General features: G+C 44.4%; 5 protein-coding genes. 4 read left to right on the plus strand and 1 reads right to left on the minus strand.

Annotated elements, in window-relative coordinates:
• Positions 1 to 60 precede the first annotated feature (60 nt).
• The gene (locus RH89_RS12560) at positions 61 to 828 is read left to right on the plus strand and encodes an L-threonylcarbamoyladenylate synthase (protein ID WP_004402280.1); all 768 of its coding nucleotides are present in this window, start codon (positions 61 to 63) and stop codon (positions 826 to 828) included.
• 51 nt (positions 829 to 879) lie between these two features.
• On the opposite strand, the gene RH89_RS12565 is transcribed toward RH89_RS12560, so the two are convergent.
• Positions 880 to 1,566 (minus strand): GntR family transcriptional regulator, encoded by a 687-nt coding sequence (locus RH89_RS12565; RefSeq protein WP_004402281.1) that lies wholly within the window; start codon positions 1,564 to 1,566, stop codon positions 880 to 882.
• Between the two features lie 324 nt (positions 1,567 to 1,890).
• Between RH89_RS12565 and RH89_RS12570 the strand changes: the two genes are divergently transcribed.
• The 3 genes from RH89_RS12570 to RH89_RS12580 all read left to right on the plus strand — a co-directional run bounded on the left by RH89_RS12570 (position 1,891) and on the right by RH89_RS12580 (position 4,997).
• Positions 1,891 to 3,078: an ABC transporter substrate-binding protein gene (locus RH89_RS12570; protein ID WP_004402282.1), complete on the plus strand. Its 1,188-nt coding sequence runs from the start codon at positions 1,891 to 1,893 to the stop codon at positions 3,076 to 3,078.
• A 76-nt stretch (positions 3,079 to 3,154) separates the two neighbouring features.
• Positions 3,155 to 4,024 (plus strand): branched-chain amino acid ABC transporter permease, encoded by an 870-nt coding sequence (locus RH89_RS12575; RefSeq protein WP_004402283.1) that lies wholly within the window; start codon positions 3,155 to 3,157, stop codon positions 4,022 to 4,024.
• 4 nt (positions 4,025 to 4,028) lie between these two features.
• Positions 4,029 to 4,997, plus strand: coding sequence for a branched-chain amino acid ABC transporter permease (locus RH89_RS12580; RefSeq protein WP_004402284.1), 969 nt, complete (start codon positions 4,029 to 4,031; stop codon positions 4,995 to 4,997).
• The last annotated feature ends 81 nt before the right edge of the window (positions 4,998 to 5,078 follow it).

Consider the following 5,078-nt stretch of genomic DNA (forward strand, 5'->3'; position numbering starts at 1 on the left):
ATTTATGGTAATGATAATCATTATCATTTAATTTTATATGGATATTCTTTTGGTGAAAGTATGACAGAACGAGTGAAATGGGATGGAAGCCTGGTTGAAAGCGCAGCCAAGTCTTTAGAAGAAGGCAAGATGATCGTAAGCCCAACAAAAGTAGGTTACATCATTATGGCGGTAAATGAAGAAGGGCTTAAGCGTAAATTCGATGCTAAGCAACGCAAGCTTAACAAACCCGCGGTCGTGCTTTGCGGTTCAATGGAACAACTGAAAGAACTGGCGGAGCTCAACAAAGAGGTTGAGGCTTTCTATCAGTTACATTGGGATCAAGATGTATTGATGGGTTGTATTGTTCCATGGAAAAAAGAAGCGCTTGAAAAACTGGATCCAGAAGTAAGAAAGCTGGTTACAGACCACCGTAATACCAGCTGTTTTGTGGTTAAATTTGGTACTCCATCAGAACAGATTGTCGCGCACAACTGGGACAAAGGGATTCTTACTTTCGCCAGTTCAGCTAACCCTTCAGGCAAAGGTAACAGGGGGCAGGTTGAGTACATCGGCGACCGTATTGAAGCTGCGGCAGACCTGATTATTGAAGCCAACGACTACGTCGCATCAATTCAGCCAGATAAGACGGTAGAAACTCGATACGAACAAGGTGTGATGGTTGCTATGGTCGATAGCGACGGTATCCTAATCCCAGAGCAGGGAAGTGAAAGATCGATCTCTCCAGCGCCAATTCTGATTCGTAAAGGTCTGGATATTGAGCAAATCCTGATCAATTTGTCTGACAGTTTCCAGTCATGGGACTATCGCCACGGTGAGTACTACTAACTAAGCAAATCAAATAGCCGGAACATTTTATCGGGAATTTGTTCCGGCTAACTAAGAAAACAAGCTCACGATATCTGTGCTTTTCTTTGTCTTGCTATCGAAATCAATATTGTCCCTTATGTGATGGATGTGTTCTAACATCAGATCATGAGCGAGCTCGCCATTTTTTGTTCGTATCGCTTCTACTAATTCCGCATGCTCTTCCTCTCTGCATGCACTCGCTCCAGCTGAATCATAGATACCTATTATTAAAGACGATTGTGTAATCAGATCTCTGACAACCTGTAACATCACTTCGTTGTCGACGACTTGAGCAAGAAGGGTGTGGAATTGTCCTGAAAGTTTTATCGAATCACGACGATTATCAGCAGCACGCGCGGCAGATTCCTTTTTTAAATGTTTTTCCAGTAGCCGTATATCTTTGGGCTTCGCCCTTTCAGAGGCAAGTTTTGCAATAGACGGTTCTATCAGGAGCCTCATGTCAAAAATATCACGAGCCTGCTTTTCGGACGGGCTAGCAACAAAGGCGCCTTTATTGGGCTGTCGGTTGATAAGACCTCTGTCAGCCAGCATAAAAATTGCGCGTCTGGCGCGCATCCGACTCACTTTAAATGCTTTGCCCAATTCAGACTCAGAGAGCTTGGTTCCGGGGGTAAGGCGTTGATCGATGATTGCTTCATATATCTGATCAACAATTGCTTCTTCTTCTGCCATATCTTTAACGGTTGTCGCTTTCATATTAAAGAAGTCACTCCGTTTAAAAGTCCCACTCAATTTCTAAACAGTATGTCCAAACAAGTGCAGTTTTCAATGGTTTTTGCACACATTTAGACCAATCAGACTATATGCAACAGCAGGTTTTATAAAGGAATTCGTTTTATCCTTCTGTATTAATAGGACTTTTTATAGGCTGAAAAAGTGGTATCCAATTTGCTTTATTGATAACGGGATTGTTAACAATGTGACTTTTTATTGTTAACAATAAGCGTGCGCTGGTACAGATTACTAATTTTTGGTCGGAGACCAAATTCAGTTGCACATAATAGAAAAGGAGTAATTGGAATGAATAAATGTGGTTTTCTTAAAGCCGGCATAATTGCTATTGCAATGAGTGCTGTGATATCGACAGCTACTTTTGCTGCAAACCCAGTGCTGAAGATCGGTTTTGTAGGTGTGACCTCTGGTCCTGCTGCCGCTTGGGGTATTTCTAATCAACGATCAATGGAAACGCGTGCCGAGTGGATCAATGAAACAGGTGGTTACACCATCGGAGACACAACCTACGACATTGAAATTGTTGCATTTGACGACCAAAAAGACCCTAAGCGCGCTGTCGCAGGTATGGAAAAGATGGCGCAAGAGGGCATTCATTATGTGGTAGGTCCTAATGTAGACGATGGTGCTGCTGCAGTAAGACCAGTGGCTGAGCAAAAAGGTATCATGTATTTCCCTTATGCATTCCCAAAGACCCTCTATCAAGCTCCAGCTTCTAATGCAGTACTGGGAATGGTTGCAAACTACCAATCTGGTCCTGCTATCTACAAGTATCTCATCGAAAACAAAGGTATTAAAAATATTGCTTTTGTTGCGGCTAACGAATCGGATCCCTTGAGTCAAAGAGACAGCGGCATTGTTGCGGCTGAGGCTCTTGGTCTGAAAGTGGTGTCGGGTAATGTTACTTATCAGGTAGATACTACGGACTTCACTCCTGTTCTACTTCCGGTTATTAAGTCTAAACCTGATCTGCTTGTTCTATCAGGCGTATCCCCGGCTAGCGCACCTCAGCTAATTCGTTCTGCTCGGGAGCTTGGATACAGCGGTTTGATATCGACTGAAACTGCACAGGACGCAAGTGTGCTTAGGGAAGGGGCTGGCGAACTGGCTAACGGATTTATTTCTGTCGGGGGAGCATCAACACCAGAACTTGCTTCAGACACTATGCGTGAATTTGTTAAGCGTTATACCAGCAAATACGGTGAGTACAACGACGAGTCAAACACCAAAGTGTATGCATTGGAATACATCCTTGAGACGTTGAAGTCCAATCCTTCGGCTATCACAAACGTGGACGAATTCAAGCAGACAATGGATTCGTTTGAAGCGCCAAATCCCTATATCAAAGGCGAATCTAAGCTTAGCTACGTTGGTAAAACATCTTTCGGTCAGAAGCGTCAGATATCGGTGCCACTGGTTGTGAATGTGTATCAGGATAGCGAGTTTAAGACCTTGTTCGTTGCAAAGGTCGACTAAAGGTCGAACTCTCCACTCCATGGCGGCGCACAAAGTGTGTCGCCATGGACCACTGTTCTTTAGTTAGGGATTACTTATGGAACAAATTATCGCCAACGGACTGTATCTTGGCGCGCAATACGCACTGATTGCATTGGGTCTGACTCTTATATTTTCATTGATGAATGTTCTCAACTTTGCCCATGGACAGATGTATGTATTGGGCGGATTCGTTACCTATACATTCGTCTCTCAATTTGGCTTTCCTTTCATTATTGCATTACTGGTTTCAGCCGTTGTCTTGGCGGTTGTGGGTGCTGCGGTGGAACGGTTTCTGTTTCGTCCAGTTATCAAAAAAACCAAAAGAGACGAAAGTACCATGTTGCTAGCGGCAGGGATTGGCTTCTTTCTGGATGCCGTTATCTTGTTGGTGTTTGGCGAGAAGCAACGAGGTGTTCCGAAAATCATCGACGGCGTTTTTAATTGGGACTTTCGCATCATCATGCCTTACGACCGTATATTCATCGGATTCCTGGCAATCGCAATGATCGTGGTCTTTATTCTCGTGATGCAACAATCAAAATCTGGACGAGCTATGAGAGCACTGGCTCAAGATAAGGTTGCTGCAACTTTGATGGGAGTAGATGTAGATCGCTATCAGATGATTGGTTTTGCATTGGGGGCGATGCTTGCAGGTGTTGTAGGAGGGCTACTCGTGACCATTACTGGCATTAATCTAGGTATGGGAGGACCCACTTCGACCAAAGCATTCATTATGATCATGATTGGTGGAGCAGGGGTCATTCCGGGAGCCATCGTCGGCGGTTTTATTCTGGGTATGATGGAAAGTGTCGGTCTGTCTGTTTTATCCCAATACGGTGATATTACCTATCTCGTTATATTTGCCTCTTTGATGCTCTTTTTGGTCATTCGCCCTCACGGGCTGATGGGAAAACCATGGGGGTAATAAAATGAATAAGAAAACAATAAGTTGGGTAGCCGTCTTTTTGGTATCAACCTATCTGGTCATTCCTTTCATTATAGAGATAACCGGTCGCACAGATTTTTACTATACATTGACGTCTGTTGCTCTACTTTCAATTTCATCCGCGGGTGTCTGGCTAACCTTTTACATAGGACGGATCAATATAGGTCAAGGCGCGTACTCTTTAGCCGGTGGATACGTTGCCGCTATTCTCGTGACTCAGGCAGACGTCAATTTTTGGCTGGCATTGCCATTGGCAGGTGTATTTTGCGCCGTGTTATCAGTATTTATAGGGTTGCCAATATTGCGTCTCCGCGGAGTGTATTTCGCGATGGTGACGCTGGTTCTTACAGAAGTTATGCGATTGACCGCAATGGCATTACCAATTACGCAAGGCGCAAAAGGCATTACCTCGATTCCGCTGCCTCAAGCGTTGAAAGTATTTAACTTTACGTTGATTCCGGGGTTCGACACTTTCGAGAGACCTAAGATTGCGTTTTACGTGATGGCTGTGACTTTGATGGTTTTGGCTTTTTTTGTTCTGTGGCGGATAGTCAGCTCTCGTCTTGGGCACCTTTGCCGCTCGCTCCAGCAGAATGAGGAACTGGCTTCCTCGATTGGTGTGAATACGACTTATCTGCGGGTGTTGACCTATTCAATTTCGTCTTTCTTTGGTGGGGTTGCAGGCGCAAGTTTCGTTGCGATTACGCAGTCTGTTTATCCCTCTTCTTTCCAAATTGCAGACAGCATCAACTTTATGCTCAATTGCTTTCTCGGCGGGCTTGGATATGTGTTAGGACCTATGCTCGGGACTCTGATGCTTTACTTCGGATGGGATCTGCTGTTCAGCATAGGCAAATACCAGATGCTTGTTTATTCGGGACTCTTAATCGTTGTTATGTTGGTTTTGCCAAATGGCATCTTAAGCCTGCTAGATAAAAAGGGAGAACGCTAATGTTGCCATTATTAGAACTACGAGGGGTAACCAAACGTTTTGGTGGTCTCACCGCGGTAAACAACGTGAGTTTCTCGGTCA

The organism is Vibrio nigripulchritudo ATCC 27043 (assembly GCF_000222685.1).
Classification (GTDB): Bacteria; Pseudomonadota; Gammaproteobacteria; order Enterobacterales; family Vibrionaceae; genus Vibrio; species Vibrio nigripulchritudo.

Coding starts and splice junctions, on each gene's coding strand:
- RH89_RS12560 (WP_004402280.1), top strand. CDS start 61: ATGACAGAACGAGTGAAATGGGATGGAAGCCTGGTTGAAAGCGCAGCC.
- RH89_RS12565 (WP_004402281.1), bottom strand. CDS start 1,566: ATGAAAGCGACAACCGTTAAAGATATGGCAGAAGAAGAAGCAATTGTT.
- RH89_RS12570 (WP_004402282.1), top strand. CDS start 1,891: ATGAATAAATGTGGTTTTCTTAAAGCCGGCATAATTGCTATTGCAATG.
- RH89_RS12575 (WP_004402283.1), top strand. CDS start 3,155: ATGGAACAAATTATCGCCAACGGACTGTATCTTGGCGCGCAATACGCA.
- RH89_RS12580 (WP_004402284.1), top strand. CDS start 4,029: ATGAATAAGAAAACAATAAGTTGGGTAGCCGTCTTTTTGGTATCAACC.